The organism is Enterococcus sp. AZ048, assembly GCF_051715125.1.
In the GTDB taxonomy this organism is placed as follows: Bacteria; Bacillota; Bacilli; order Lactobacillales; family Enterococcaceae; genus Enterococcus_A; species Enterococcus_A gilvus.
Genome location: NZ_JBIOTD010000001.1, coordinates 2,106,843 through 2,133,009, shown reverse-complemented (window position 1 = coordinate 2,133,009; position 26,167 = coordinate 2,106,843). Strand labels below are relative to the sequence as shown.

Genomic DNA, 26,167 nt, shown 5'->3' with positions numbered 1-26,167 from the left:
CGTTTCTCCTTATGCAGAAGTAGCAGTATGAGCAGAAGAGGGACGCACCGCACGATATCAGATTTTTTTTTTCAATGGGAAAAAGAATTAATTATAGAACTAGGAGGCACCTCATGGGCAGTTATTTAAAATATTTTTTAAAGCGTGTCTTTTTCATGTTGATCACACTATGGTTGATTGCGACCATCACATTCTTCTTGATGCAATTACTACCAGGGACACCTTATACCAACCAAGAACGTTTAAGTCCTGAAACAGTTGCAATGTTGAACAGACAAGTAGGTCTGGATAAGCCAGTCATCGTACAATATGGCATTTATCTATCAAACCTTGTACAAGGAAATTTCGGAATTTCTTTCCAATTTAAAAATCAAGCCGTTGCTACCTTATTAGCAGGACGAATTGGACCGTCATTGCAATTAGGGTTGCAGGCAATCGTCTTCGGAACATTCGTGGGGATCGTCTTAGGTACGATCTCTGCCATGAAGCAGAATTCATGGGCGGATACAGCATCTACCTTAGTAGCGATATTAGGGCGCTCGATTCCAAACTTTGTTTTTGCAGTATTATTGCAATATATTTTCGCGATGAAATTGCGTATTCTGCCAATTGCGAAATGGGAAGGTTTTGCTTACACTATTTTGCCAACATTGGCTTTGGCAATGTCTCCACTAGCCGATTCCGCACGGTTCATACGAACTGAAATGGTGGAAGTACTCCATAGCGACTACGTTGAACTGGCACGGGCAAAAGGCTTGAGCCGTTGGGAGATCGCCTTTAGACATGGCCTGCGGAATAGTTTGATCCCGTTGATGACATTACTTGGACCACTAGCGGTTGCTTTGATGACTGGGTCGCTTGTTGTAGAAAACATCTTTGCGATTCCCGGTATCGGAGAACAATTCGTAAAATCAATCATGACCAATGACTATCCAACGATCATGGCAGTAACGATTCTTTATTCATTCATGCTGGTTTTCGTTATTCTAGTCGTCGATCTACTTTACGGATTAGTTGATCCTCGTATCCGTCTATCCGAAGGGAGCAAAAGCTAATGGAAATAAAATATCCTTCAGTTGTTGATATTCCAGCAGATGAATTTCAACCCTTACAAAAAAATACGGAAGAGGAGCGCGAGGAGATCGCAGCCCCTTCCCTAAATTTCCTACAAGACTCATGGCGCCGATTAAAGAAAAATAAAGCGGCGGTCATTTCAATGGTCGTACTAGCAGTAATCATCTTTATCTCGATCATTACGATTTTTGTATCACCGCAAGACCCGAGCAAGCAAAATGTCGATTACATCAACTTGCCTCCTCGTGTCCCTGGTTTGAACATCAATGGATTAAATGGGAAAACGATGGTTGCAGGGGAGTTAGTAGATAAATACGCACAAGCAGATGTTCCTGGAAATGTAAATTATCTATTAGGAACAGATGGTTTGGGCCGTGACGTTTTGAGCCGTCTCTTCATGGGAACGCGTATTTCCTTATTGATCGCCTTTATCGCAGCGCTATTTGATATAACGATTGGTGTGGCATACGGATTGATTTCTGGCATGCTTGGAGGCAGAGTCGATAATGTAATGCAACGTTTCTTAGAGATCCTTTCTGGAATTCCCAATCTGGTAGTTATGATTCTGATGCTAGTTGTTTTTGAACCAGGTATTTTTTCAATCGTTGCAGCGATGGCTATCACGAACTGGATACCCATGGCACGGATCGTCCGAGCCCAGACGCTCAAGCTAAAAGACCAAGAATACGTGTTAGCTGGGATGACTCTGGGTGAATCAAAATGGAAAATTGCCTTTAAACACATCATTCCGAATATTTCGAGTGTCATCATTATTCAAATGATGTTTAGTATTCCAACAGCGATTTTCTTCGAAGCGTTCTTGAGTTTCATCGGATTAGGATTAACACCGCCATCCGCATCATTAGGTACGTTATTAAACGACGGATACAAAACGTTCTTGTACTTACCATACTTACTATGGATTCCAGCAGTGACGATCTCATTGATCATGATTTGTTTCAATCTATTGGCTGATGGTCTACGCGACGCATTTGATCCGAAAATGAAAGAGTGACGATTTATGGAAAAAATATTAGAAGTAAATAATTTAAATATTTCATTCGATACCTATGCTGGGAAAGTCAAAGCGATACGTGGAGTGGATTTTGATCTGAATAAAGGGGAAACATTGGCGATCGTTGGGGAATCTGGTAGCGGTAAATCAGTGACCACGCGAACGATTATGCGCCTGCTTTCCGGGAACGCGAACATTGATGAAGGACAGATTTTGTTCAAAGGACAAAATATCGTAGATAAATCAGAGAAAGAAATGCAAAAGATTCGCGGACGAGAAATCGCGATGATTTTCCAAGATCCGATGACATCACTTGACCCAACCATGACGATTGGAAAGCAAGTAGCGGAGTCTCTAAGAAAGCATAAAAAAATCTCAAAAAAAGAAGGGTTGAAAGCTGCCCTTGATTTACTAAATCTAGTTGGGATTCCAGATGCCGAAAAACGATTAAAAAATTACCCGCATCAATTTTCTGGTGGTCAACGCCAACGGATCGTAATTGCCATTGCTTTGATCTGTAATCCTGAGATCCTGATTGCTGACGAACCGACGACCGCGTTGGACGTTACGATCCAAGCGCAAATTTTAGAGCTGCTAAAAGAGATTCAAGAGAAAATCGAAACATCGATCATTTTTATCACCCATGACCTCGGTGTCGTTGCTAACGTGGCCGATCGAGTAGCTGTCATGTATGCAGGGAAAATCGTAGAAGTAGGAACGGCGGAAGAAATTTTTTACAATCCGCAACACCCGTATACTTGGGGACTGCTTGGATCAATGCCAACCTTAGAGAGTGAAAATGATCGCCTTTATGCAATTCCAGGATCTCCTCCAGATTTATTAGATCCGCCAAAAGGAGATGCCTTCTATCCCCGTAACGAATTTGCTTTAAAAATCGATGCGGAAATGGAGCCGCCTTTCTTTGAGATTTCTGAAACTCACAAGGCAGCAACGTGGTTATTGGCACCTCAAGCACCAACAGTAACACCTCCGGCTGAGATTCAACGACGTTGGGATATTTTTCGTAAAAAGCAAAACCAATATTCCGCTTAAGTGTAGCGATAAAAACGGAGGATAAAGATGGAAAAACGATTATTAGAAGTAAATAATTTGAAACAATATTTTAACACGGGCACTAAAAATGAAGTCCGTGCTGTCAATGATGTGAGCTTTTACATCAATGAGGGAGAGACGTTCGGATTGGTAGGGGAGTCTGGTAGTGGAAAATCTACTACAGGACGGACAATCATTCGACTAAATCAAAAAACGGACGGAGAAATCCTTTTTGATGGCAAGGATGTATCGAAAATTCATGGAAAAGCAGAGCTGACAAAATTTCGTCGCGATGTCCAAATGATTTTTCAAGACCCATATGCGTCGCTAAATCCGCGAATGAAGGTCAAAGATATCATCGCGGAAGGCATTGATGTGAACGGACTGGCTAAAACTCCGAAAGACCGAGACAAGATCGTCAATGATTTGCTTGAGACGGTTGGGTTGAACCCTAGTCATGGGACTCGCTATCCACATGAATTCTCAGGCGGGCAACGTCAGCGTATCGGGATAGCACGAGCATTGGCAGTACGTCCACGCTTCATTATCTGTGATGAACCAATATCGGCTTTGGATGTATCGATCCAGGCACAGGTAGTAAATCTGTTGCAAGACTTGCAAAATGAGCACAACTTGACCTACTTGTTCATTGCCCATGACCTCTCAATGGTGAAGCACATCAGTGACCGTATCGGCGTGATGAATAATGGCCATTTGTTAGAAGTCGGCAGCAGTGACGAAATCTATCACTATGGCGTTCATCCTTATACGGAAAGTTTGCTTTCTGCGATTCCGATGCCTGATCCCGATCACGAACGTCAACGTCGTCGAATCAAATATCAAACGGAACCTCACGACGGCAAAGCACGTTCATTGCGCGAGATTGCGCCAGGTCATTTTATTTATTCTTCTGAAGACGAAGTGGCCTATTATAAAAAGAAATTACAGCATTTAAAAAATGAAAAAGCCTTGGCAGTTTAAAAGTGCCCAATGAAAAGGAGCCAAAACAGACATTTATCTGTTTTGGCTCCTTTTGTGATGAGAGAGAAATCTAGGTTAAACGCGTAGCCGTCTTCTTAATAGGATGCTTCCTGCGAATAAAGTCATAATCATCCCTATGAGGGTGAAAATGACATGCTGTTTTCCCCCCGTCTTAGGGTATTCTTTCTGTCCATTTGCCTCGGTGAGGAGTCTGTTCTCAGTAGTGTTTGAATTGTTTTGAGGAGCAGCATCCTTTAACACAATTGGACTCGCAGGTTTCTCCATGGTTTGAATCAACGGAACAGGCTTTGGTCCATTATCGATGGGTCCATTCCCTTCTTGCGAGGAATATAACCAATGGACAAGTCCTGAGAATAATCCTGAGAATAATCCATTGGCGTAACTTAATTTGTCTTCAGCACCACTAAGATGATCCAAAATATGAAGCATTTCTTCATTTGTGAAAGAACGTAAAGGCACAAAGCCTTCCTTGTTCGAATAAAGAATCCTCAGATAGGCTTGCAGCTGATCAATGTTTTGCGCTAGCTCAGCAGTGGTAGTGTAGTTGTTAGGATTGAAAGCCAAAGCCTGTTCGACCTCGTTCCAACTTACCGCATGGTCTTTATAAACCATACGTAAAACGTGAACGTAGCTTCCTAAATCCATGCCTGTAAGGTCAAAGTTATAACGGTTGAAAAGTTTGAAGGCATTTGTGAGCTCTTCGTCCGAATATCCTTTAAGTTCATTCTGAGTTATCCCATAATCTGATCCGGTTAAGTTCTCACGAATTTTCTCTGCTGTCCATTCTTTGTTCAACTTTTCTTCTAAATCAGAAGGGGATTCTGCCGCCTTTTCTATGACCGCTGCACTAGTTTGTGGGACTACAGCACTAGTCGCCTTTTCTATGTTATCCGAAGCGGCAGGTTCCTCAGCGTGTCGTTTTTTTCCAACGGTTGTTTCAGTTGTTGGATGATCTATTATTTCTTCATTTACTGCATGTTCACTGCTGCTGATAGTATCTTCAATTTTGCTAGTGGAACGTTCAACTGTTTTTTCTGTAGAAGCGGCAGGATTCTCCTTAGGGTCAACGGAAAGAACAGGATCTGTTCCTGATTCCTCAGAAAGAGAAGCGCTCTCAACAAATTGTTCTTGACTAGAGATTACGGTTTTTTCAGAGAGACTTTCGGAAGTATCAGCAAATGCGACCATTGGGAAATTCAGTACCAACAAACTAAAAACAACCATTTTTTTCACACGAATCACTCCTTAAACTTTTTCTGTAACACAATTGTAACATAAGAAATATTTTTGTAAAGTTGTTGTTGGAAATTTTTTTTGATGATGCTCCAAGATGTCCATTGGATGACCACACGTACATTCCTTCCATTACAAAATAGAAATAAAAAGATAAATTATCAGTTTTTTTAAACAATTGGCGGCTGGTACTTTATAAATCAGTTATCCAGATGCCCTTTATCTATTATAAATATAATTTTAATACCAATACGAATCATATAAAAAAAGAATTATTGCACTAATTGAAAATATGGTAAAATGATAAATGACAAATAATGCGAATGGCTATTATTTTCGTAGAAATGACTCTGTTGTTCCTTTTTAAGGAAAATGTTCGCCTTTAATGAAAGCGTTTTTATGATCGGGGTATTAAGTCAGTTGGTTTTAACAAGAAAGACAAGAAAAAATGAAGGTGGGAATTAAAGATGAAGAAACAAAAGATTGCTTTATTTTCAGCAACTCTCGCAACAATGGCAGGGATTGGGTTCTCTCATTCAACGGAAGCGCGTGCAGATGCGAGTGGTGACGCAGCACAAGCGACGACAGCAACGGCTGAGGACTCCAAAGCGACGATAGCAGTAGTTCAATCAGAAGTTACTAAGGCACAAGAGACAGCAACTGCTACTCAGACGGAAGCAACTACTGCCAAGGAGGCCTACGAGACCTCACAAGCTGCTGCAAGCAAAGCACAGGAGGAGGCAAACACTGCAAAAGAAGCTGTAGACGTAGCACAAGAGGTTGTCTCTGAAGCTGAAAAAGCGGCAGAAGGAGCAACACCCGAAAAGATCGAGCAAGCACAAAAGGATGTGTCGGAACAGGAAAAAGCAAATGAGGGTATCAAGGAAGCAATCAAGGAAGATGAAAAAGCAATTGATGCTGCGGGATCAAAGGTAGAGGAGACTCAAGGGGAAGCGGATGCTGCACAAAAAGTTGTTGAAAACGCGAAAACGGACGTCGATAACTCCCAAGAAAAAATCGATGAGAAGCAACAAGCAGTAAAGGATGCGCAAAGTATTGTTGACGGGGAAGGCGCCACCGAAGCAAACGACAATCTAGAAAAGGCGAAGGAAGAACTAGAGGCTGCTAAAAAAACTGAGGAAGCTGCTAAAACAGATTCTGAAACAGCTGCGGCAACAGAAGGAAGTGCGCAAACAGCCAAGAATGTTGCTGAAGGTGAAGCAACGGATGCCGCTAGCGCCGTTGATGCTGCAAGTAAAAAGAAGCAAGAGGCGGATGAAGCGGTCAAAAAAACACAAAATGATTTGGATAGGGCGAATTCAGAGGCAAAAGACGGGTTAAACAAGATCGTGGTGACGCAGGAATATGTAAATGCGCTGAAAGCCTACGAGGCGGATCGCAGCGAAGCGAATAAAAAGCAACTTTTAGCTGCTGATGCTGCAGCCTTGGCAGCAAATGCAAAATTCCAGTCAAATGAAGCCGATAAAGCTATCATGATCAATGGTCAGACAGATATGACAACGGCTCTCATAGAAGAATTATCGATTTACGCAGCTCGTTTGATCAATTCTGTTCGTCAGATGTTTGGCATGAAGGATGTGACTGTTTCTTTAGGATCGATCAAATTTACAGACGAAATTGCTAAAGCCTATGAAGCGGATAATTGGAGCGGCTTCAATGGACATTATAACGATGCTATCAATCAGGCAGCGAGAAACAATGGATTACTAGAACACCCAGGTGGAAACCTCTATGAAAATTTATATTCATATAGTTCTAGTTCAATGAAACCAGACAGTTCTTGGAATCTTAGCAAGAATGACTTGAAGAGCTTGATCTATAATGCTATGTTGGGCTTTTTGTACGGTGACAGTGGTAGCAACTGGGGCCATGCATTTAGTATCACGGGTCTCATGTATGGGAGTTCTACAGATGAATGCTATTTTGGCGTATCCTTCTCCAAAGCAAGCAGACCATCGTTTTCTACTCATTTTGAATTTGTCCCGCACAGCTACTACATTAAAGATGCGAGTAAATTTGATACTAAATCGATTGATATCCCTGAAATAGACGATGCGAAAGCGCAAGAAAAAATCAACAAATTGACGCAGGAGCTGACCGATCGAAAAGAAGATGCAAAGATCGCCGGGGAAGGATTAGAAAGTGCACGTAAAAAAGCTGACGAAGCAAACCAGAAACTTGAAGCAGCAAAAGCTGGATTAGAAAAAGCGACGACGGATAATCAAGAGGCGAAGAAGCAGCTGGCAGCAGCAACAAAAGCTGTTGAAACGGCTACGGAAAAAGTGAATGTAGCTCAAGGAGTCGTTGATAAATTTAATTCAGATGCAGAAACGAAACAGAAAGCACTAGATGCTGCACAAGAAGCACTCGAAGCAGCAAAACAAGAAAAAGCTTTGAAAGTGACAATACTGGAAGAAGCCAAAAAACAATTATGCACAGTGAATGATAAGTTGAGCGCCGCGCAAGCAGCTTTGACCGCTGCCAAAGAAAAACTAGCTGATGATAAAAAGGCATTGGAGAGCGGCGAACGACTAGTAGAGCAAAAGAAAGCCGAAGTGGAGTCATTGAAACAAGCTTCTGAAGCATTATCTGCGGCCCTTTCTGATCTGAAAAAAGCAGAATCTGCGTATGCATCTGCTGTTAAGAAACTGGAAAGTGCCAAAAAAACTGCTGAGACCGATGCGGCAACGTATCACGCCTTACAAGCTAAAGCAGACGCAGCAAAGGTAAAACTGGAAGAAACGAAAGAAAAATTAGACAAACTTAAAAATCATCTTGCTCTTAATGAAGAATTGGATTCTGTTAAGGGCAAATCCGCGGATGCAACAAGCGGAGCTGTTTTTATTGGAAATGCATCAAAGCAGGGAGTTATGGGGCAATCAAACGCAAGCACTCTTAAATCGTCAAAAATTCAAGTTAGTGAAAAGAAGAAAAGTCAATTAACGCCTACAACTACTAAATCAAGTTCAGTATTTCCTCAAACAGGATTTTCTGATGATCCTGCATTAGCTCTTTTAGGAGTAACGCTAATGGGTCTTCTAGTAACCTTAGGATTAGCAGAGTTGGATAAAAGAAATCGTTTCTTTCTAAAATAAAAAATGAATCGATAAATAGAAAAATCGCCCTCAAAAAGTTAGTTTTCGTATAACTTTTCGGGGCGATTTTAAATTGCTTTCCTAGTAAGGCATCTGTAAAATAAAAAAATGCCACATCAAGCGTCTTTTTCTAAACTACCGAAGTAGCCAAAAACGCTTATGTGGCGTGGGTTTGGCACCCAATGGGCCGTGAGGGGCTCGAACCCGCGACCCGCTGATTAAGAGTCAGCTGCTCTACCAACTGAGCTAACGGCCCAAACAAAGTACTTTCATATGTTAGCACTGAGAAAATAAAAAAGCAAGAATAAACTTAAAAAAATTCACCAAAAGCGCTTCAATTATCTAGTTTTTGAAACTATGTTGTATAATTACCATAATTTTGATAAACTACCCTTAAAGGGAGTGTGTTCAATGGAAGATACAAAGCTCAGAACCTGGGCAGAAGGCTTAAAAGATTTACGACTGCCTCGCTGGGAAGAGTTACCCGAACTAGAGCTATACATGGATCAAGTAATCACCCTTGTTGACCGTTATTTATCCCCTTTGATAGAAGATGACAAGCATCAGCTTCTATCCAGTGCTATGGTCAATAATTATGTTAAACATAAATTAGTTCCACCACCTGTGAAGAAGAGATATAACCGTAATCATTTGGCCTATTTGATTGCTATTACGCTGCTGAAGCAAGTTTTTGCGATTCCTGATATCAATGAATTGATTCGGATGCAATTGGCGATCAATGAACCAAAGGACGCGTACAATAGTTTTTGTACCGTGCAAGAAGAAGCACTGCTGCAACTGGCAAAAATAGTTTTAGGTGAAGAAATCGAATTTAACAGCTACAAAAAAGATTTCTACTATTTAGCAATGGAAAGTGCGATAGCTTCTTTTACACAAAAAATGTTAACTGAGAAAATCATTCAATTGGAGAAAGAGAAAGAAGGCGAAACGGATGAGTGAAAAAATAGCAATCCTAGTTGATTCTGGGACAGACGTCCCAAAGGAAGTAGTGGACAGCGGCCCTTTTTTTATGGTGCCATTGCGTATTATTTTTAGTGATAAAGAATATAGAGATGGGATCGATATTAGCTCCGATACCATTTTTCCTTTAATCAAGAAAGAGTTGCCAAGCACTTCTTTACCAGATGGCGAATTGATCCATCAGGTTTTTGATGAGATCAAAGAACAAGGCTATACACATGTGATTATTGTGACGATTTCAAGCGGGTTAAGCGGAACTTACAATGCGCTGCGCGTACTCGGCGAGCATTACGAAGGGTTAACTTTCCAATCGATTGATACGAAAAATGTGGGGATCGGAGCAGGGATTCTAGCTATTTACGCTGGCGACTTGGTGAAACAAGGCAAATCCTTCTCAGAAGTGATTGAAGAAGTAGAAAGCAAAATCCCCTACACAAAAATCTTCTTCAATGTAGACACGTTGGAGTATCTACAAAAAGGCGGACGTATTGGTTTGGTCTCTTCTTTATTGGGGAGTGCCCTGAAGTTAAAACCGATCATCTCTTGTAATTCTGAAGGCATCTACTATACAGTTGCCAAGGTTCGTGGACTAAACAAGAGTATCGATAAGACTTTACAGCTAGTAAAGGACCATGTTGGCAACCACAAGCGTTTTAATTTGGCTGTAACACACGCCGACGCATTGGAAACTGCGGAAAAAATCCGATTACGGCTACAAGAGATGTTTCCGACTGCTGAAAATATCTATTTTGGAAAAGTTTCTCCTGCATTATCCGTTCATACTGGACCAGGTTCCTTAGGCGTGGTTTGTCAAGTATTGGATTAGTGACAAAGTCGCTTTACTGCTTTCGTTTATTTCATTAAAAGCAATAAAAAAATATTTAAAACAGAAGAAATCAAATTACCGAGAAGGAGATGAGCAAATGCTTGTCTCTTTTTTATTATTCAATTAAATTCTTCTATTTTTTCTTAAGTAATCGTTGTAAAAAATCGTCATCTGTTTGAAAAGATGAAACAGTATTGAAATTATTGTATAATGGTAGGGCGTACATACAATCTTATAAAGGTATGAGGTGACTCTTAGTGAAAAAAATTCTAGTAGTTGACGATGAAAAGCCGATTTCGGACATCGTAAAATTCAATTTAACCAAAGAGGGCTATGAAGTCTTCACTGCATATGATGGTGAAGAAGCCTTAGAAAAAGTCGAAGAGGTCAATCCAGATTTGATTTTATTAGATTTAATGTTGCCAAAAAAAGACGGTTTAGAAGTGGCTCGTGAAGTACGCAAGACCCATGAAATGCCGATCATTATGGTTACGGCGAAGGATTCTGAGATCGATAAAGTATTGGGCTTAGAATTAGGAGCGGACGATTATGTGACTAAACCATTTTCTAATCGTGAATTAGTTGCCCGCGTAAAGGCAAATTTACGTCGAGGTGGACAAGCGCCCAAAGAAGAAGAAAATACGACACAAAGTGATTTAACGATCGGAGATTTGACGATTCATCCAGATGCTTACATGGTAACCAAGCACGGAGATACGATCGAACTAACGCATCGTGAGTTTGAATTGCTACACTATTTGGCAAAACATATCGGACAAGTGATGACGCGAGAGCATTTACTGCAAACCGTTTGGGGATACGATTATTTTGGCGATGTGCGAACAGTGGATGTGACTGTCCGTCGTTTACGTGAAAAGATCGAGGATAACCCCAGTCATCCTACCTATTTAGTAACAAGACGTGGCGTAGGGTATTACCTACGTAACCCTGAACAGGAGTAAGTATGGAAAAGAGAATCCGTTTTTACCGATCGGTCAATTTCAAGATTGCGTTTTCGTTTATCTTGATTTTACTGATTTCGATCGAGATCATCGGTGCTTACTTTATTCGGGGACTTGAAAAATCAACAATCGATAGTTTTACCAAGGATATGAATCAGCGGGTCTCTTTGCTAAGTACGACCCTCGGAGCCACCATGTCAGAAGATGCCGGCAATGAGGCAGACCAGCTTCAGCGAATCCTTGAAAATAATGGAACGGCTGACAATATCACTGAGATGTGGGTGGTAGACGATAAAGGGATCGTCATCGCTACAAATGACGTGGGTCAGAAAGATTCGATCATCGGAAAGAAAAATGAATACAGCGACATCGATGATTTTTCAATGAAGCAATATGTAACACTAGATGATAATAATAGACGGGTATATATCAATGTCCAACCCATTCAGTCCCCGACCGGCGATTCGGCTGTGATCGGGGCTCTTTATGTTAAAAGTGACATTGAGCAAAAATATACCGAAATCAGCAACACAGCTTTGATCTTCTTTACTGCCTCCTTGATTGCGGGATTGATCTCGATCATTGTCGCGTTATTGGTGGCACGATCGATCACAAAGCCTATTAAAGAAATGCAAAAGCAAGCCGTTCGTATTGCACAAGGAGACTATTCTGAGAAGGTCGATGTTCAAGGACATGACGAGTTGAGTCAACTTGCAGAAACATTCAATAAATTATCTGACCGTATTGAAGATGCTCAGGATACGATGGAAGCTGAAAGAAATCGTTTGGACAGCGTGTTGACGCACATGACTGACGGGGTTATCGCAACAGACCGCCGAGGAAAAGTCATCACGATCAATGAAATGGCCTTGTCTTTGCTTAATACAACGAATGAACAGGCGATTGGTCAGTCGATTTTGACTCTGCTTGATTTAGAGGAAGAGTACACGCTGCGTAAATTGCTGGAAACGCCAGAAGAGATTTTAATCAATCGTTCAAAATCTGATTCAGAAGAAGATCGTATGACGCTACGATCAGATTTTGCTATGATTCGTCGTGAATCTGGCTTTATCAGTGGATTAGTAGTCGTTATCCATGACGTAACAGAACAAGAAAAGACGGCCGAAGAACGTCGTCAGTTTGTTTCAAATGTGTCACACGAGTTGCGTACGCCGTTGACAAGTGTCCGCAGCTATTTAGAAGCGTTAGAAGAAGGTGCTTGGGAGGACAAAGCAGTAGCGCCAGACTTTATTCACGTGACTTTGGGCGAGACCGATCGAATGATTCGGATGATCAATGATTTATTGAATCTTTCTCGAATGGATTCAGGTGCGCAGCAAATGGACCTTGAACTTGTCAATTTCAATGAATTAGTGGACTATATTTTGGATCGCTTTGACATGATGGTGAACAGCCAAGAAAAAACGTATCGGATCATTCGTGAGTTTACTGAACGGGATTTATGGGTAGAGATCGATACGGATAAAATCATGCAGGTGATTGATAATATCATGAACAATGCCATCAAGTATTCACCTGACGGCGGAAAGATCGAAGTTCACTTGATGGAGACTCATAACAATGTCGTCTTAAGTATCTCTGATGAAGGACTAGGAATTCCTAAGAAGGATCTGGAAAAAGTCTTCGAACGTTTTTATCGCGTCGATAAGGCTCGTGCCCGTCAACAAGGCGGAACAGGACTTGGGTTAGCCATTTCTAAAGAAGTCATGAAGGCGCATCAAGGACAAATCTGGGTTGAGAGTGTCGAAGGAAAAGGCTCGACCTTCTATATTTCTTTACCATATGAACCCTATGAGGAGGATATTTGGGAATGAAATTATCAGAAAAAATCATTCGTGTCGCACTTATGGCTCTGATTTTTCTGAGCCTCATCTTAACCTATGCCATTTGGCTTAGTCCTACCTCAAAGATATCCGATGTCACTACAAGCAAGCAGGCAGTGAAGAGCGATCAGAACTACACAAAGGCAACAGACGCTTTTCTGCCGATTCGCGGGACATGGAATTTGTCGAATGGGAAGTTTCAAACAAGCAGCGAAAATCTGTTGGCTACCACACAGGCGCGCTTAACAGAAAGTACCTATGGTCAGTTGCAAGAAATAGCCCATGGAGAAGACATTGAAAGTTACTACAATTTATCCAACGGGATTGAAATGAATTATGAAGGCGAGTTTTCTTTGGCTGAATATATCAAGGTTTTTGATATGCCGGTCAATTTGAATTCAATGAAAGATTCGGATAAAATCATGTTTTCAAAGATTCAGATTGATTTTTCCAAAAAGAAGATTCGCTTTCTGAACTATAATAAGGACATCGTGTATGAAGCAACGATTTCCGCGGATTTTTCTGGTCTTGAGACCATTTACGAAAAAAATCAAGGACGCTATTTGCCAATGGCTGAGGGAAATCCTTTGGTTCCTCGTCTGTCACGCACAAAAGATCGTGTTCGGCTTAAAAAATACAGTTATATTTTGACGACCCAATCGTATTCACTTTTTCGAAATGCATTTTTCCAAAACCCCGATCAAGCAAAAGGGGAGGAAGAAGAAAGCGGCTCTCGTTCATTTGTCAGCGGCCATGAAGAGCTTATAATGGATGAACAGAAGCGTTTGGTGACCTTTAATGGTGAGCTGCCTTCCGATTTAGCGAAGGAAAGTATGTACAGCCAAAGTTTTAATTACGTAAGTCGGTTGGGAACTTCTGTTGGAAATCTACGGTATTTTGATCATCATGACGGACAAATCAATTATCGAATATTTGTCGAAGGGTACCCGATCTTCAGTCAATCTTCTAAAGGAAAGATGACTGTCAAAATTCAGCACGCGCCTAATACACCCACACCGCAAGTCAAAATCGAGACGAGTATGGACACGGTTCAAGTACCGATCCCTTCTGATGAAGAAGTTGAGCTGCCAAGCACGCTAGAGGTAGAAAACAGTCTAGCTGCGGCAGGAATCGAGCTTGATAAGATCCAAAGTTTTATCATTGGCTATACTTGGCAGGATATTGATGGTGTAAATAAATTAGTTGCCTTAACGCCAGAATGGTTTGTTAAATACGAGGACACTTGGTACTCCGCTAACCAGCTGATGCAAGGAAATCTAGAAACGGAGGCGAGCTAATTGGATTTTAGAAAAATCGAATGGATCTTTTTTCTCGTCTTCATCGGTCTGAATATATTTCTCTTCAGTATTTATTGGAATAATCAGCACGAACAAAGTTTAGTGACTAATTCAAATCAGCGGGAAGATATTGTGCAGCGCCTAGAAAATGATGATATAAAAATCAAAGATGAAGTTACTGACGACCACCAAGAAGGGTATTATTTGAGTGCTGAGCAGGATACGTTCGATTCACTAGTAAACGAAGGAACGAACGCACCAATCAATGGGAATTGGACCATTTCTACCCGAGTACTGACAAGTATCCCAAATGGAGAAATAAAATTTGATCTAAAAAAGGCGACGAGCAGTTTTAATCGTTTGATGAAGGAATCCTCTTTTATTACGAATGGCACAGAATATACGTACCTTCCTGATGTTTCTAAGAAAGATGAAGATTTAGGAAAAGTCGTCGGAGCGCAAACCTATGAAGGGATTCCTTTTATTGATGAAACGTCCCGCGTGACGTTAGACATCATGAAGGAGGATGATCAGGAGCGGGTCTCTAAATATACTCAAACCCGGTTGAAGGACATTGAGCCTTTGCGAGAAAAAATGTCGCTTTATTCCGAAAAAGAAATCTTGAACACGCTATATATCAACAATAATATTCCGAGCAAATCGACGATTACCAACATTTATTTAGGCTATTTCCGCACACTTGAAGTACGTGAGAAAAATGTGTATGTGCCTGTTTGGTTCGTCAAGATACGGACATCAGATAAGACGACACAGATTGAAAAAGTCAACGCCCTGAATAATCAGGTGATCACGAATAATTTAGTTCCAAAGGTGGAAAATCCATAAAAAGGGTTGTATACTGAGGACAGTTTTAAAAGAGAGGACCAATTGCTCATGTTAGAAATGAATAACGCCTTCAATATCAGCATTTTAGCTAGCGGAAGTACAGGAAATTCTTTGTACTTAGAAAGTCCGCAAAAAAGAATTTTGGTCGATGCTGGGTTGAGCGGGAAAAAAATCACTTCGTTATTAGCAGAGGTCGATCGAAAACCTGAAGATTTAGATGCGATCTTAGTGACTCATGAACACCGAGATCATATCCATGGTGTCGGAGTTCTTGCAAGAAAATATAAATTACCTGTTTATGCGAATGAGAAAACGTGGGAAGCGATGTCTCCGCTGATCGGAAAGGTTGATGTTGAACAACAGCATATCTTCGAGATGGGGAAGGTGCTGACTTTCGGTGATTTGGATATCGAAAGTTTCGGTGTTTCTCACGATGCGGCAGCACCTCAATTTTATCGCTTCTATAAAGATGGTCATTCATTTGTCATGTTGACAGATACAGGTTATGCTAGTGAACATGTCCGAGGGACGATTCGCGATGCAGATGCATACTTGGTCGAAAGCAATCATGATTTAGAGATGTTGCGTATGGGTGCCTATCCATGGAGTTTAAAACAACGAATCCTTGGCGATCGCGGCCACCTGTCTAATGATGATGGCGCGCTAGTGATGACCGATATTCTTGGTGATCGTACAAAACGCATCTATTTAGGACATTTAAGTAGAGAGAACAATATGAAGGAACTCGCTCATATGACGATGGAAGAAACCTTGACGCGGTATGATCTAGGTGTAAACCATCAGTTCCAAATCTTTGATACTGATCCAGATAGCGCGACAGAATTATTCGCAATCTAAAAAATGGCAAGCTTGCTTTTTGCAGGCTTGCCATTTTTTGATTAGCTATATACGCTTAAATGTTGGTTCAAGTGTCTTGGTTCGATCACTTCATCGATCAAAGCAATTGCATAATCTGCCATGCTGATCTCACTCTTACCTTGTGAGTTCTTTTTTAGATGATCATCACTGATCTGATACTTTCCAGTCCGTAAACCATCAGGTACAAAATTTGCAGCCGGGCTTATATAGGTCCAGCTTAGCTGTTGGGTTGCTTTTAACTCTAGAAATGCTTGGTACATATTATAAGCAGTGGGATAATACACTGCCTTTGGATCAGAGACATCGATCATGCGTCGTGTTTCATCAATAAATAAGGAAGAGGTTCCCCCTACAACGATCAAGCGTGTATCCGTTCCACGTAAAAGATCACTGAGATGTTTTAAAGATGTTTGATGCATCTCCTCTTGTCCGATCGGCGGGCGAAATGCGTCAATGACTACATCAAAAAATTCGACATCCTTTTTTGTAAGCTCGAAAAGGTCCTTGACCAAAATGGGCACATGTACCTTCAGATTTTCAGGATGACGGACAATGGCTGTAACAGCGAGCCCACGATCAAGCGCTTCTTCTAAAATCATAGAGCCGGCGTGTCCTGTTGCACCAATAATCGCTACCTTCATTAAAAAACCTCCTTAGAGTGATTGTACATTCAGTCTAAGGAGGTTTTTATAAAAAGGCAAAAGATTCGTTTCAGATTTAATTAGCGTGTAGGGCAAGCTGGGTCAAAATAACGAGCAGATTCATCCCAACATGGGTAATCATAGAAGTCCAAATGCGTCCGCTATAGCGATACATTCCACAGAAAAGGAACCCTAAACCTGCATACAGCAGATAATGCCCATCGTTGTGAGCGAAGGCAAAAAGGACAGAGCTGAGAAGTGCCGGCAGGAAAAAGCCGAATCTCTTTTCTAGCGAACCAAAAATCGCACGACGGAAAACAAATTCTTCCATGATTGGGCCGGCGATAGTTGTCGCCAAGATAAAAATCATATTGTTCATGATCAGTTGAACGATATTTTGTGTATTCTGTGAAGCAATCGATTGTCCCAAGAAGCGCTGCTCAATTTGCAAAATGACCATTTGCAGGAGCAGGGAAGCAGGGACACCCAAAATACCAATTAAAATGGAGATCAGTACACTTTTTCGCGTACCTTCTAATCCGAAGATGTTTGATTTAAAACGATAAACAACCATTAAAGCTGCGCCAAGAAAATAAGCGAGCGTTGTTAACTGAATGAGTTGTGAAGAATTTGCTTGGAGTACGCGCTGGAAAATCAAAGGTGAAAACAACACCAAACCATAAGTAAAAATCGTAATGAAACTATATTTTTTTTCGTTCATTGAACTTCCTTTCTAACCATTTATTGTTCCCAAGTATACCATAGTTCTCAAAAAACTTAGTGCAGGAAAAATCAAAAAAAGAAACGAAGGACTTGCAAAAAGAAACAAAAATGGTATGATAAGAATTGTGAGTTAGCACTCTTATCTATCGAGTGCTAACGACTTGAAAATTCATTACTAGTTGGAGGGATTTATCGTGTTAAAACCATTAGGTGATCGTGTCATTCTTGAAGTTACTCAAGAAGAAGAAAAAACAGTTGGAGGCCTAGTCTTAGCTTCTGCAGCAAAAGAAAAACCACAAACTGCTAAAGTCGTAGCTGTCGGTGAAGGCAATGTGCTGGAAAACGGTCAAAAGAGTCCAATGCCAGTAGCTGTTGGTGATATGGTAATGTTTGAAAAATATGCAGGTACAGAAGTAAAATATGACGGCAGTGAATTCTTGATTATCGCTGCAAAAGATATTATGGCAATCGTTGAATAAAAAATAATGAGGTGAAAGAATCATGGCAAAAGATATTAAATTTTCTGAAGATGCACGTGCAGCAATGCTTCGCGGAGTAGACAAATTAGCAGATACAGTAAAAGTAACATTAGGACCAAAAGGACGTAATGTCGTTTTAGAGAAATCTTACGGTTCTCCTTTGATTACAAATGATGGTGTGACTATCGCAAAAGACATCGAATTAGAAGATCATTTTGAAAACATGGGCGCAAAGCTTGTTTCTGAAGTCGCATCTAAAACAAACGACATCGCTGGTGACGGAACTACAACAGCAACAGTCCTTACACAAGCAATCGTTCGTGAAGGATTGAAGAACGTTACTGCAGGCGCAAATCCAATGGGCATTCGTCGCGGAATCGAATTAGCAACAAAAACAGCAGTTGAAGAATTGCACAGTATTTCTAAAGTCGTTGATTCAAAAGATGCAATTGCACAAGTTGCAGCTGTTTCTTCTGGCAGCGAAGAAGTCGGTAAACTAATTGCTGAGGCAATGGAAAAAGTTGGTAACGACGGCGTTATTACGATCGAAGAATCTAAAGGGATCGATACTGAGTTAGATGTCGTTGAAGGAATGCAATTCGATCGCGGCTACTTATCTCAATATATGGTAACAGACAACGATAAAATGGAAGCTTCGTTAGAAAATCCATACATCTTAATTACAGACAAGAAGATCTCTAACATCCAAGACATCTTGCCATTGTTAGAACAAGTCTTGCAACAATCTCGTTCATTATTGATTATTGCTGATGATGTAGACGGAGAAGCATTACCAACATTAGTCTTGAACAAGATTCGTGGAACATTCAATGTTGTAGCAGTAAAAGCTCCTGGTTTTGGCGATCGTCGTAAAGCAATGCTTGAAGATATCGCGATCTTAACGGGCGCTACAGTGATCACAGAAGATCTTGGTCTGGACTTGAAAGAAGCAACGATCGAAAACTTAGGGACTGCTGGTAAAGTCGTTGTCGACAAAGACAATACAACGATCGTTGAAGGTTCAGGCGACAAAGCAGCGTTAACAGATCGTGTTGAAATGATCAAACGTCAAATCGGCGAAACAACGTCTGACTTCGATCGTGAAAAATTGCAAGAACGCTTGGCTAAACTTGCTGGCGGAGTGGCCGTGGTTAAAGTTGGTGCGGCGACTGAAACAGAATTAAAAGAATTGAAATTACGCATCGAAGACGCGCTGAACTCTACTCGTGCGGCTGTTGAAGAAGGAATCGTTTCTGGTGGGGGTACAGCATTAGTGAACGTCATCAAGAAAGTTTCTGATTTAGATGCTGAGGGCGATGTAGCTACAGGGATCAAGATCGTCGTTCGTGCATTGGAAGAGCCTGTTCGTCAAATCGCTGAAAATGCTGGATTCGAAGGCTCAGTCGTTATTGATAAATTAAAAAATGCGGATCAAGGTACAGGATTCAACGCAGCATCTGGTGACTATGTAAATATGATCGATGCTGGTATCGTTGACCCAACAAAAGTAACGCGTTCAGCATTACAAAATGCGGCCTCTGTTTCAGCATTGTTATTAACAACAGAAGCAGTTGTTGCTGATAAACCTGTTGAAGGTGGAGCAGGCGCTGCACCAGCAATGGACCCATCAATGATGGGCGGCATGATGTAAGAAATGCTAAGATAGAAAGCACTCTCAAAGCCATCGGGAATTTTCCCGGTGGCTTTTTTTTGCGTATTCATAAACGAGAATGGGTGTCAAAAAATCAGTAATCCACAAGGAAAGAACTCTGAAATTGCTTCCGGCGGTTGGCTCCTTCTGTCATTAAAAAAGAAGGCACTAATCGGAATAGAAATACATAAACAAAATCTATTGATTATATGTAAATAAACTATTGGAATTTATTGATTAAATTTCTTACAATGAGCGTAAGAAGGAAGTGTACTTCCTTGTTCACAAATTATCAAAAGAATGTTTCAACGTAAATGGAGCAGCAGGCTAATGTATAGAAGAAATGAAAAAAATAATTTGGCACGCGTATGACAATTCATGTGAAGTTTGTTACATATCAAAAGAATTTGATGAATAAAGCGTTTATTTTGAAAGGAGAACCATATGTTAAGAAATTTATTTGATGAGATTCCGTTAGCATCCGGGACAAGTTTTAAGAATCGTTTGTTTATGTCGCCAATGACAACACAGTCCGCTTTTTATGACGGAGAAATCACACAGCAAATTATTGATTATTATGCATTTCGTTCAGGAGATGCGGCTGCAATCATCGTTGAAAGTTGCTTTATTGAAGATAAAGGCCGAGGATTTCCTGGAGCTTTGGGTGTAGATACAGATAAAAAAGTTGCTGGTTTGACTGAATTGGCACAAGCGATCAAGTCAAAAGGCTCGAAAGCGATCATGCAAATTTATCATGCAGGTAGAATGGCGTGGCCTGAAATCAACGGCGGTGCAGTACCGATTTCAGCAAGTCCAGTGGCAGCATTGAGACCTAACGCACCTGTCCCTCGTGAAATGACAGAAGAACAAATTTTAGAAATGATTGCATTTTTCGGTGACGCGACTCGTCGTGCGATTGAAGCAGGCTTTGACGGTGTGGAAATCCACGGTGCGAACACGTTTCTTTTGCAACAGTTTTTCTCTCCGCATTCAAATCGTCGTGAGGACCAATGGGGCGGCAGCCGTGAGAAGCGGGCGAAATTTCCATTAGAAGTGATGAAAGAAGTTCAACGCGTTGCAAAAGAACAAGGCGCGGAAAACTTTATCGTCGGCTATCGTTTTTCTCCTGAAGAATTGGAAGAGCCAGGAATTCATTTTGACGATACGATGTATTTATTGAATACGCTTGCGGAATTACAGCCGGATTATTTCCACTTTTCAATGGGGGCTTATACCCGTCCATCGATTGTTGATTCTGATGATCCAGAACCATTGATCACAAAATACTTAGCACAACGTTCTCCTGTATTGGCTCAAATCCCAATCATGGGTGTAGGATCGATCTTGCAACGTGCAGATGCTGAAGATGCCATGAAACTTGGCTATGATTTGCTGGCAGTTGGTAAAGGATTCTTGATCGAACCAAACTGGGTAAACATGATCAAGGAAGGGCAAGAAGTGATTGATTACGCACATGTGAGTGCGCAACGCAAATTGTTGATCCCAACACCATTGTGGGACTTCATGTCATATATGGTCATTGACCCAGAAGAAGAAAAACGCAAACATGAACGATTGAAAGAACTGCAAAAGGTGAAACTGACATTCAAGCCAGGGACCTATACAGTGGAAGCAAAGGGTCATAACAGCGAGCTTGCAATGAATGTGACATTCTCTGAAGAACGAATCGAAAAAATCGAAGCGGATCAAAGCAATGAGTCAGAAGGATTATCGGATCAAGTATTCATTCGTTTGCCGCAACAAATCATTGATGGTCAAACCCTGAATGTAGACGTGATCTCAGGGGCTTCCGCTTCTAGCCAAGGGCTGATTGACGGAGTTGCTGAAGCTGTCGAGATGGCAGGAGCCAGCTCTGAAGTATTAAAGGCACGTCCAAAACCAACCATTAAATGGTCTAAAGAAGTTGTTGAAGAAGAAGCAGATGTCGTGATCGTTGGGTCAGGAGCTGCAGGGATCTCGGCAGCATTGCGAGCAGATCAAATGGGTCTTAAAACGATTGTAGTAGAAAAATTGAGTTTCGTAGGCGGCGCGATTTCAATCAGCGGCGGAAATCAAGTTGTTATGGGCTCTAAATTACAAGCAGCGGCAGGGGTCAGCGATGACACGGCTGAATGTATGGTGGAAGATTTCCTTGCAAACGGCAGTGGACTGAACGTACCAGAATTATTGACGACATTGGCTGAAAATGTTGGAGAGACGACAGACTGGGTCCATGAATACATGGGCGTTGAATACGATATGAAGAACGGTCTGCATACGCTCGCAGAATATCGGAAAAATCGTGAGTTGGCTTACGAAGATGGCGGTCATGGCTTTGCAGCAAGTGCAAGAAAAGCGTTGGAAAGAAGCAACGTGACGATCTATCTTCAAACAAAGGCTGAAAGCTTATTGACAGATGGAAATGGCAAAGTTACAGGTTTGACAGCGGTAGAGGATACGGGGAAATGCCATAATATTCATGCGCAAGCAGTGATCTTAACAACTGGCGGTTACGGAAACAATCCAAATCTGTTGAGTCAAGAGTTAAACAATATTTTGTTCTACGGAACGAAGTCATCTACGGGTGACGGCATTCTGATGACAACGACTCCAGAGCTAAATGCAGCAACACGTTTAATGGAATATGGGAAAATTTATCCGAATGGTGTAGAGGTTTCTCAAGGCTATGCTAAATCAACGATCGGCGGAAATATCGAAGTCTTGAAGCGTAATGGCCTACTAGTAAATACTTCAGGAAAACGCGTGATCAATGAGCGGGCTAGTAATAAAGAAATTTTGAAAGTACTTCTACAGCAAGAGCCGCAAATGCTGTTCTTACTGATGGATGCCAAACACTTTGAAATCTTTACAGAAGCTGTTGAAGAAGGCGGCATTACACGAGAAGATTTGGCACGCTGGATCGAAAACGAAGCAGAAACACCGCAAATTTTCCAAGCAGCTACCTTAGAAGAATTGGCTGAAAAAGCAAATATGTCTCGTGAAAGTTTGGTCGATACTGTTGCCCGCTATAACGGATGGGTAGAGAAGCAAAAAGACGAAGACTTTGACCGTCAGCTAGAATTCCTGCAAGAAAAAGTTGGTGAAGGTCCTTATTACATGATCGAGCAAAAACCACGTTTTGCTACAACGATGGGTGGTTTGGTGGCAAACAGCGACCTGCAAGTCATGAATCGCAACGATCAAGCGATCGAAGGATTGTATGCAGCTGGAGAAGTAGTCGGTGGTGTAATGGGAAGCGACTCTCCATCAGGTGCGAACAACGCTTGGGCGTTAACTTCAGGAAAATTAGCGGCAGAAACTGTCCAAAAAACAGTTCAAGTAGAATCAATCGTACAATAAAAGTGATCCTGAGGCAGATGCCTCGGGATTTTTTTCTTTTCTAAAAAAATTTTTTTGATTGATTAAAAAACATTTGCTCCATATGTTAAAATAATGAATGAAGAAAAAGAAAACAGTCCAATCGACTAAATGATATAGAAAAGGGGCTTACTGAATGAAATTAATTGAGACACCTTTGAATAGCAATGTTAATTTAGAAACACTCTATCCAAATTTAACGGGTTACCTGTTTGAGCAGCGTCCGGCTATCAAGTTGCTTAAATTGTATGCCTACGACCGAACAAAAATTATTTATGCGGATCGCTTTGATACGATCGATTTATTATTGATCAATCGTCAGCGGAAAATCAGTCATCAAGAAGTCGATACGATCATCCATCGCTTATTGAAAGTTGATCGGAAAGATGTGACTGTCGATGTCGGGTATAAAAAACAAATGATGCAGGCTGGAATCCGACCTAAAGAAGGATACAAAGATATTATTGCTGTGGAATATAAAGTCTCAAAAGAAAAATAATCGTACCACGGGGAAGAGTGTAAAACTTTTCCCCGTGTTCCTTTATAGGCATCGAAATTCAGTTCAATTGTAAGGAGGCTAGAATGCCGCCCCCAGAACTCTTGTGATATAATGAGTGAAATAGTTTAAATTACTAAAAACAAATGAGGAGCATGACTATGAAAAAGTTGTACGAAGATGACAGTTTGACACTTCATACGGACCTTTATCAAATCAATATGATGAAAACTTATTGGGAGACGGGTCGAGCGGATCTTCACGCCGTATTTGAGTGTTATTTCCGTAATATGCCTTTTGATAATGGCTATGTCATCTTTGCTGGTCTAGAACGACTTGTAAAATATTTGGAAGATTTGACGTTTAGTGAAAGTGACTTGGCATATTTAAGTGAAGTGGAACATTACCCGGCAGATTTTATCGATTATTTGCGAGATTTCAAATTTGCTTGTACCGTTCGTTCAGCGGTAGAAGGTGAATTGGTCTTTAATAATGAACCGATCATCCAGGTGGAAGGACCACTGCTGCAATGCCAATTGGTCGAAACGACACTGTTAAATATCGTAAACTTCCAAACCTTGATTGCAACCAAAGCGGCGCGCATCAAATCGGTTATTGGAGATGATCCCTTATTAGAATTTGGGACACGTCGTGCACAGGAATTAGATGCTGCTATATGGGGAACACGAGCGGCTTATATTGGTGGTGCTGATGCAACAAGCAATGTGCGTGCGGGAAAAATTTTTGGTATTCCAGATAGCGGCACGCATGCGCATTCATTGATCCAGTCTTACGGCAACGATTACGAAGGATTTAAAGCTTACGCAGAAACACATCGGGATTGTGTCTTTTTAGTTGATACGTACGATACGATACGATCAGGCGTGCCAAGTGCCATCCGAGTTGCACGAGAAATGGGCGATAAGATCAACTTTTTAGGTGTACGTATCGATAGCGGTGACATGGCCTATATTTCAAAACGTGTCCGCCAACAATTAGATGAAGCAGGATTTCCAGATGCGAAAATCTATGCATCGAATGATTTAGATGAAAGTACCATTCTCAACTTAAAAATGCAGCATGCGAAGATCGATGTATGGGGTGTCGGAACGAAGCTGATCACAGCTTATGATCAACCGGCTCTTGGTGCTGTCTTCAAATTAGTCTCGATTGAGAACAAAGAGGGAGAGATGATGGACACCATCAAACTTTCCAGCAATGCAGAAAAAGTCACGACGCCGGGGAAAAAGCAAGTGTGGCGGATCACGCGTAAATCTGATGGCAAATCAGAAGGGGATTATGTGACTTTATGGGATGAAGACCCGAGAGAAGAAAAGGAAATCTACATGTTCCATCCCGTCTACCCTTATATCAATAAAACAGTTAAAAACTTTGAAGCGCGTCCAGTCTTAAAAGACATTTTCGTAAAAGGAACGCGCGTCTATGAACTGCCTGATTTAGAAATTGTGAAGCAAACGGCTAAAGATAGTTTGGATTCCTTATGGGAAGAGTATAAACGTGACCTTAATCCACAAAAATATCCAGTCGATCTTTCAACAGAGTGCTGGAACCATAAAAACAAAATTATGGACCAAGTGCGTAAATCTATGGTAAAAACGGAAGAAGAAGATTAAAGGAGTGGAGTCGTCATGACGTTGCAAGAAGAGATCATTAAGGAATTAGGAACAAAACCATCGATTGATCCTCAAGAAGAAATTCGGAGAAGTATTGAATTTTTAAAAGCGTATTTGAAAAAGCACCCATTTTTGAAATCTTTTGTATTGGGAATCAGCGGTGGTCAAGATTCTTCATTGGCAGGTCGTTTGGCCCAGCTTGCAATGGAAGAAATGCGTGAAGAAACTGGGGATCAGGCCTACAAATTCTTTGCTGTTCGCTTGCCTTATGGCGCGCAAGCAGACGAAGCAGATGCAAAGAGAGCCTTAGCGTTTATAAAACCAGATGTAAGCTTAAGCGTGAATATCAAAGGAGCGGTAGATGCTGAAGTGGCGGCTTTAGAAGAGGCGGGAGTCGCTATCAGTGACTTCAATAAAGGAAACATCAAAGCACGTCAACGAATGATTACTCAGTATGCGATCGCAGGAGACAATCAAGGTGCCGTAATCGGAACAGATCATGCAGCGGAAAATATCACAGGTTTCTTCACGAAATTTGGCGATGGTGGTGCAGACATCTTGCCGTTGTTCCGTTTGAACAAGCGCCAAGGAAAGATGCTGCTGAAGGAATTGGGCGCAGATGAATCCTTGTACTTGAAGGTTCCAACAGCCGATCTAGAAGATGGCAAACCACTGATTGCAGATGAAGTCGCACTTGGGGTCACTTATGATGACATTGACGATTATTTGGAAGGTCGAGAAATTGAAGCGAGTGCCCAAGCAACGATCGAAAATTGGTGGAACAAAACGCAGCATAAACGTCATTTACCAATTACGGTCTTTGATGATTTCTGGAAATAATCGAAGGAATGATGCAGCCTAGTGGAGAACGTTCTTCACTGGGCTTTTTTTCGTTCCCCTCATTAAAAAAGTGTTCTATGAATTTAGTTTAAGGAAGTTGTCGGCATTCTTTACTTTGTTCCGTTTTCTCGCTAAACTATTTAAGGTATTGGTCGATTTTTATGAATCGCCGCTAATTGTTTTTTGAGAAGAAAAG

General features: G+C 41.2%; 21 protein-coding genes and 1 tRNA gene. 18 read left to right on the top strand and 4 right to left on the bottom strand.

Annotation, left to right across the window (positions count from 1 at the left end):
- The first annotated feature begins 113 nt into the window (after positions 1 to 113).
- The 4 genes from opp3b to IGI66_RS10490 are packed head-to-tail and all read left to right on the top strand — an operon-like array spanning position 114 to position 4,123.
- The gene (gene opp3b, locus IGI66_RS10505) at positions 114 to 1,055 is read left to right on the top strand and encodes an oligopeptide ABC transporter permease (RefSeq protein ID WP_010780012.1); all 942 of its coding nucleotides are present in this window, start codon (positions 114 to 116) and stop codon (positions 1,053 to 1,055) included.
- Positions 1,055 to 2,089, top strand: coding sequence for an oligopeptide ABC transporter permease (gene opp3C / locus IGI66_RS10500; RefSeq protein ID WP_010780013.1), 1,035 nt, complete (start codon positions 1,055 to 1,057; stop codon positions 2,087 to 2,089). The genes opp3b and opp3C overlap by 1 nt, the downstream gene beginning before the upstream one ends.
- Positions 2,090 to 2,095: 6 nt before the next feature.
- The gene (locus IGI66_RS10495; protein ID WP_010780014.1) at positions 2,096 to 3,142 is read left to right on the top strand and encodes an ABC transporter ATP-binding protein; all 1,047 of its coding nucleotides are present in this window, start codon (positions 2,096 to 2,098) and stop codon (positions 3,140 to 3,142) included.
- Positions 3,143 to 3,169: 27 nt separating this feature from the next.
- A complete protein-coding gene (locus IGI66_RS10490) occupies positions 3,170 to 4,123 on the top strand; it encodes an ABC transporter ATP-binding protein (protein WP_010780015.1) in 954 nt (317 codons plus the stop codon).
- 75 nt (positions 4,124 to 4,198) lie between these two features.
- Here IGI66_RS10490 and IGI66_RS10485 read toward each other — a convergent pair whose 3' ends face one another.
- Complete coding sequence (locus IGI66_RS10485; protein ID WP_438849292.1) at positions 4,199 to 5,368, bottom strand: LPXTG cell wall anchor domain-containing protein; 1,170 nt, start codon at positions 5,366 to 5,368, stop codon at positions 4,199 to 4,201.
- Positions 5,369 to 5,844: 476 nt separating this feature from the next.
- Between IGI66_RS10485 and IGI66_RS10480 the strand changes: the two genes are divergently transcribed.
- Positions 5,845 to 8,493: an SEC10/PgrA surface exclusion domain-containing protein gene (locus tag IGI66_RS10480; protein ID WP_438848882.1), complete on the top strand. Its 2,649-nt coding sequence runs from the start codon at positions 5,845 to 5,847 to the stop codon at positions 8,491 to 8,493.
- Positions 8,494 to 8,676: 183 nt separating this feature from the next.
- Here the strand turns inward: IGI66_RS10480 and IGI66_RS10475 are convergent.
- Positions 8,677 to 8,749: transfer RNA gene (locus IGI66_RS10475), tRNA-Lys, on the bottom strand.
- Positions 8,750 to 8,904: 155 nt separating this feature from the next.
- Here IGI66_RS10475 and IGI66_RS10470 point away from each other — a divergent pair.
- The 7 genes from IGI66_RS10470 to IGI66_RS10440 all read left to right on the top strand — a co-directional run bounded on the left by IGI66_RS10470 (position 8,905) and on the right by IGI66_RS10440 (position 16,108).
- Positions 8,905 to 9,453 (top strand): DUF1836 domain-containing protein, encoded by a 549-nt coding sequence (locus IGI66_RS10470; protein WP_010780065.1) that lies wholly within the window; start codon positions 8,905 to 8,907, stop codon positions 9,451 to 9,453.
- Positions 9,446 to 10,300 carry a DegV family protein gene (locus tag IGI66_RS10465; RefSeq protein ID WP_086303432.1) on the top strand — a complete coding sequence of 285 codons (855 nt, stop codon included), beginning with the start codon at positions 9,446 to 9,448 and terminating at the stop codon, positions 10,298 to 10,300. The genes IGI66_RS10470 and IGI66_RS10465 overlap by 8 nt, the downstream gene beginning before the upstream one ends.
- A 257-nt stretch (positions 10,301 to 10,557) precedes the next feature.
- Positions 10,558 to 11,262, top strand: coding sequence for a response regulator YycF (yycF, locus tag IGI66_RS10460; RefSeq protein WP_010780067.1), 705 nt, complete (start codon positions 10,558 to 10,560; stop codon positions 11,260 to 11,262).
- Positions 11,263 to 11,264: 2 nt separating this feature from the next.
- Positions 11,265 to 13,097 carry a cell wall metabolism sensor histidine kinase WalK gene (gene walK / locus IGI66_RS10455; RefSeq protein WP_010780068.1) on the top strand — a complete coding sequence of 611 codons (1,833 nt, stop codon included), beginning with the start codon at positions 11,265 to 11,267 and terminating at the stop codon, positions 13,095 to 13,097.
- Positions 13,094 to 14,404 (top strand): YycH family regulatory protein, encoded by a 1,311-nt coding sequence (locus IGI66_RS10450; protein ID WP_010780069.1) that lies wholly within the window; start codon positions 13,094 to 13,096, stop codon positions 14,402 to 14,404. Before walK ends, IGI66_RS10450 begins: the two co-directional genes overlap by 4 nt.
- Positions 14,405 to 15,250 carry a two-component system regulatory protein YycI gene (locus tag IGI66_RS10445; RefSeq protein WP_288227559.1) on the top strand — a complete coding sequence of 282 codons (846 nt, stop codon included), beginning with the start codon at positions 14,405 to 14,407 and terminating at the stop codon, positions 15,248 to 15,250.
- 48 nt (positions 15,251 to 15,298) lie between these two features.
- Positions 15,299 to 16,108 carry an MBL fold metallo-hydrolase gene (locus IGI66_RS10440; RefSeq protein ID WP_010780071.1) on the top strand — a complete coding sequence of 270 codons (810 nt, stop codon included), beginning with the start codon at positions 15,299 to 15,301 and terminating at the stop codon, positions 16,106 to 16,108.
- Between the two features lie 41 nt (positions 16,109 to 16,149).
- On the opposite strand, the gene IGI66_RS10435 is transcribed toward IGI66_RS10440, so the two are convergent.
- Positions 16,150 to 16,770 (bottom strand): NAD(P)-dependent oxidoreductase, encoded by a 621-nt coding sequence (locus tag IGI66_RS10435; protein ID WP_438848878.1) that lies wholly within the window; start codon positions 16,768 to 16,770, stop codon positions 16,150 to 16,152.
- A 76-nt stretch (positions 16,771 to 16,846) separates the two neighbouring features.
- Positions 16,847 to 17,491, bottom strand: a complete 645-nt coding sequence (locus tag IGI66_RS10430; protein WP_010780073.1) for a CPBP family intramembrane glutamic endopeptidase — start codon at positions 17,489 to 17,491, stop codon at positions 16,847 to 16,849.
- 196 nt (positions 17,492 to 17,687) lie between these two features.
- On the opposite strand from IGI66_RS10430, the gene groES reads away from it, so the two are divergent.
- The 6 genes from groES to nadE all read left to right on the top strand — a co-directional run bounded on the left by groES (position 17,688) and on the right by nadE (position 25,971).
- Entirely contained in the window at positions 17,688 to 17,972 is a 285-nt protein-coding gene (groES, locus tag IGI66_RS10425) for a co-chaperone GroES (protein ID WP_010780074.1), read from the top strand.
- 22 nt (positions 17,973 to 17,994) lie between these two features.
- Positions 17,995 to 19,623, top strand: a complete 1,629-nt coding sequence (gene groL / locus IGI66_RS10420; protein ID WP_010780075.1) for a chaperonin GroEL — start codon at positions 17,995 to 17,997, stop codon at positions 19,621 to 19,623.
- A gap of 444 nt (positions 19,624 to 20,067) precedes the next feature.
- Positions 20,068 to 22,983, top strand: a complete 2,916-nt coding sequence (locus tag IGI66_RS10415) for an FAD-dependent oxidoreductase (RefSeq protein ID WP_438848875.1) — start codon at positions 20,068 to 20,070, stop codon at positions 22,981 to 22,983.
- A 154-nt stretch (positions 22,984 to 23,137) separates the two neighbouring features.
- Positions 23,138 to 23,500, top strand: a complete 363-nt coding sequence (locus IGI66_RS10410) for a DUF1827 family protein (protein ID WP_010780130.1) — start codon at positions 23,138 to 23,140, stop codon at positions 23,498 to 23,500.
- 158 nt (positions 23,501 to 23,658) lie between these two features.
- A complete protein-coding gene (locus tag IGI66_RS10405; protein ID WP_010780131.1) occupies positions 23,659 to 25,131 on the top strand; it encodes a nicotinate phosphoribosyltransferase in 1,473 nt (490 codons plus the stop codon).
- Positions 25,132 to 25,146: 15 nt separating this feature from the next.
- Positions 25,147 to 25,971, top strand: coding sequence for an ammonia-dependent NAD(+) synthetase (gene nadE / locus IGI66_RS10400; protein WP_086303436.1), 825 nt, complete (start codon positions 25,147 to 25,149; stop codon positions 25,969 to 25,971).
- The last annotated feature ends 196 nt before the right edge of the window (positions 25,972 to 26,167 follow it).

Coding starts and splice junctions, on each gene's coding strand:
- IGI66_RS10465 (WP_086303432.1), top strand. CDS start 9,446: ATGAGTGAAAAAATAGCAATCCTAGTTGATTCTGGGACAGACGTCCCA.
- IGI66_RS10410 (WP_010780130.1), top strand. CDS start 23,138: ATGAAATTAATTGAGACACCTTTGAATAGCAATGTTAATTTAGAAACA.
- opp3C (WP_010780013.1), top strand. CDS start 1,055: ATGGAAATAAAATATCCTTCAGTTGTTGATATTCCAGCAGATGAATTT.
- IGI66_RS10485 (WP_438849292.1), bottom strand. CDS start 5,368: ATGGTTGTTTTTAGTTTGTTGGTACTGAATTTCCCAATGGTCGCATTT.
- IGI66_RS10495 (WP_010780014.1), top strand. CDS start 2,096: ATGGAAAAAATATTAGAAGTAAATAATTTAAATATTTCATTCGATACC.
- IGI66_RS10440 (WP_010780071.1), top strand. CDS start 15,299: ATGTTAGAAATGAATAACGCCTTCAATATCAGCATTTTAGCTAGCGGA.
- nadE (WP_086303436.1), top strand. CDS start 25,147: ATGACGTTGCAAGAAGAGATCATTAAGGAATTAGGAACAAAACCATCG.
- IGI66_RS10470 (WP_010780065.1), top strand. CDS start 8,905: ATGGAAGATACAAAGCTCAGAACCTGGGCAGAAGGCTTAAAAGATTTA.
- IGI66_RS10435 (WP_438848878.1), bottom strand. CDS start 16,770: ATGAAGGTAGCGATTATTGGTGCAACAGGACACGCCGGCTCTATGATT.
- IGI66_RS10450 (WP_010780069.1), top strand. CDS start 13,094: ATGAAATTATCAGAAAAAATCATTCGTGTCGCACTTATGGCTCTGATT.
- IGI66_RS10490 (WP_010780015.1), top strand. CDS start 3,170: ATGGAAAAACGATTATTAGAAGTAAATAATTTGAAACAATATTTTAAC.
- IGI66_RS10405 (WP_010780131.1), top strand. CDS start 23,659: ATGAAAAAGTTGTACGAAGATGACAGTTTGACACTTCATACGGACCTT.
- walK (WP_010780068.1), top strand. CDS start 11,265: ATGGAAAAGAGAATCCGTTTTTACCGATCGGTCAATTTCAAGATTGCG.
- IGI66_RS10430 (WP_010780073.1), bottom strand. CDS start 17,491: ATGAACGAAAAAAAATATAGTTTCATTACGATTTTTACTTATGGTTTG.
- IGI66_RS10480 (WP_438848882.1), top strand. CDS start 5,845: ATGAAGAAACAAAAGATTGCTTTATTTTCAGCAACTCTCGCAACAATG.
- IGI66_RS10415 (WP_438848875.1), top strand. CDS start 20,068: ATGTTAAGAAATTTATTTGATGAGATTCCGTTAGCATCCGGGACAAGT.
- opp3b (WP_010780012.1), top strand. CDS start 114: ATGGGCAGTTATTTAAAATATTTTTTAAAGCGTGTCTTTTTCATGTTG.
- groL (WP_010780075.1), top strand. CDS start 17,995: ATGGCAAAAGATATTAAATTTTCTGAAGATGCACGTGCAGCAATGCTT.